The organism is Microbulbifer okhotskensis, from assembly GCF_023895975.1.
Taxonomy (GTDB): domain Bacteria; phylum Pseudomonadota; class Gammaproteobacteria; order Pseudomonadales; family Cellvibrionaceae; genus Microbulbifer; species Microbulbifer okhotskensis.
In genome coordinates, this window is sequence record NZ_JALBWM010000234.1 from 1 (window position 1) to 2,551 (window position 2,551).

At 40.9% G+C, this 2,551-nt stretch carries 3 protein-coding genes; all 3 read right to left on the minus strand.

From position 1 onward, the window contains the following. Positions 1–479: 479 nt before the first annotated feature. On the minus strand, positions 480–878 hold the full coding sequence (locus tag MO867_RS21515; RefSeq protein ID WP_252472963.1) for a cupin domain-containing protein: 399 nt from the start codon (positions 876–878) through the stop codon (positions 480–482). 457 nt (positions 879–1,335) lie between these two features. Continuing rightward, positions 1,336–1,767 carry a hypothetical protein gene (locus MO867_RS21520; RefSeq protein WP_252472965.1) on the minus strand — a complete coding sequence of 144 codons (432 nt, stop codon included), beginning with the start codon at positions 1,765–1,767 and terminating at the stop codon, positions 1,336–1,338. Between the two features lie 523 nt (positions 1,768–2,290). Continuing rightward, the coding region (locus MO867_RS21525) for a hypothetical protein (protein WP_252472967.1) at positions 2,291–2,551 on the minus strand (261 nt) is incomplete at its 5' end.

Below are 2,551 nucleotides of genomic sequence, written 5' to 3' on the forward strand. Positions count from 1 at the left end.
GCCCGCTGGAATTTCTAGTGGGTAAGCGTGTGTCGCTTATGTTGGCAATCTAGCATTCAAGTTATGACAATCTATATCCGAAATACAGCATGGACAGCCGATTAAATTTTGTGAACGTGGATACCCTGAGAATGTACGATATGGCTTTTCAAGGGCAGTGCGTAATGAAGGTGAAAGTTCGCGTAGGGAAGTCATGAATCTCCTCAATTGAAAGTACTGCGCAGTGCTGTCCCAGCGAATGTGGTGAAGCTGAGCCTGGACCTTTAAGCGCAGAGAACCGCCAGCATGAGGAAAACCTTCAGCTCCAAACAAGGTGGATCGAGCACAAACGCACTAAGAGCCTTTTTTAATCTATTGATGTCCGTATTGGTTGAATCGACGTTTCCCTGAACAGGCAACGCCGGGTAAATTGAATTGACATCTAAAGTCCACAGATATCGCACAAAGAATAGGCGTGTCTTAGGTAGCCCCGCGGCTGGTTATTTTTTACGACTGGGTTTGCGAACACTATGTACTGTGGGTTGCGGGGTGATGGTCATAACTTTTACACTGTCAGGCGATTCAAAGCGATGCCAAACTCCTTTCGGTATAACGAATATCTGCCCGCCTATTAATTCATTGTGTAATTCTTGACTGTTTTTGAGTAGGATCAAGGTGGTTTTTCCTTCCAAAATTTGAACAAATTCATCGCCGTTGGGGTGCTTTTCCCACTCGCTATAGCCGGAATAATAGGAAATATAGATACCCCCATCCCTATAATGGGATAATAATGAAAAAGCATTTTTAGCCTCTTCGCTAGTTGTTTCCGGAGTTCTTTCGTTGAGGAATTTAACCCGAGAAAATCCCTCTTCAATAGAAATTACCTTTGATTTTGTCATGTATTGGATCCTCTTTAGTATTTGATTTTCGGCCCGATTAATTCTCTGCCAGAAACAGGGAAATGGATTGCCGTGGATACTATCGCAAGTTATTGTGGGTCTGGCAATCATCTAACTTAGGTGTATTCTTTATCAGTGATTTTAAATTTGTTGTGCAACAGCTAAAACCTGCATTGGTTAAGCATCGACTAGCGGTAGATGTTTGAACCCTTTAGTTCAATGGTATTTATCTTGGAATGCTGGTTTCAATAAAAGCCAGTATTTTTGTCTTGCCATCTGCACAAAGAAATTGATTTTAAACGCACCAGGCGAGCTGAAGTATATTTAGTTGTGCGCGTTAAATAATTTGACTTTCAACAAGGTTGTGTGCGGGGTTCCATAACGTACATTGACTAGATATATAGCTTCCGAAATGGTTTAAATCGCAATGAACACCGAATTAAATGCTGGGAAACGTCTATGGTAGCCACTCGCAATAATTCTTAGAATCGATTGAGTCAGGATTTAGTATTTGAAGACTAAAATCTTCGTCAAGGTTATATTTTTTTATGCTACCTCTCACTTTGCTTGACGTTATTGCACTAGAAAAGTCAAAAATAAATGGTAGTATATCGTTATCCTTCTTCCACTCTGCTTCAAGGTCTTTTGCTATTGCCAGCCCTGAATCCCAGCCCCCCTCGTACATACTACCGTGATCATAAAGTTTCCATGCGGCTACATCGTCAATGGCTGATTTTTCATCCGATAGATAAAAAGATATTTCCACTCTGGAATGCCATGGAAATATACCTATGTCTATGAGCTTTATTTTCCGGTCTAATAAATCCAGCACATTTTTTTCAAAATACTCAAGAAAAGCATTCTCAATTTTCTCTATACAGTAAATCATGATCAACCCATTACTTGCCAAAAAAGGGAGGTATATTCACTCCTAGAATTACATGGAGAAACTAGGGGGGAGGCTCCATTAGGTGGCCAATTAATAACCATCCGGAAAGTTTTTTCACCACTTTCATTCTCTGAGGTGTAGTTTACAGTGATTTCGAAGAGTTGAAAATAAATAACCATTAGTTGTTGTTTGCTTTCACCGAAGTGTTCTCCAGCGAGGGCTGAAATAGCTTCTAGGCGATAGATGTAGCGCTGGAAATGCTACCTTTTCCTTCGCCAAAGTCCCTTGTCTGTGTTTTTAAAGCCACTGATTGGGTTTCAGGCTTGGACTTGTAGCAGCGGCTTTGAGACGTCATTTTGAAGCGCTTTTCTGCCAAGTGCTCTTTCGCAAATTTTCTTAACTGAAATGTTGTTCATTAAACCTTGATCAATAACTTTAGCCGCATGATTTTATGTATTTTCTAAAAGATTGTTGTCAGATCAGTTATGGTGGTAAGGATTTTTTTCGCCATTTGTCTTGTTGATCAGCAATATACGCACGCACGTTTGCTAATACCTAGTGGAATGGGATAGAGATCCCCGGTAGAGGTTTCTGATATTTTGGTGGTGACAAAGGGTATATAACCACCTGCAATATCCCGTGGGCGCATATGGAATTTGTCGATATTGAATGCGGTTTTACAAATGGCGAACACTGTAGGTTGCTTTTTTGGGGGCTTAGCTATCACCGTTTGCGTCCGAAGCTCGACTTGTCCTTGCACAGCAAAAGGTAGAAGAAAAGTCGA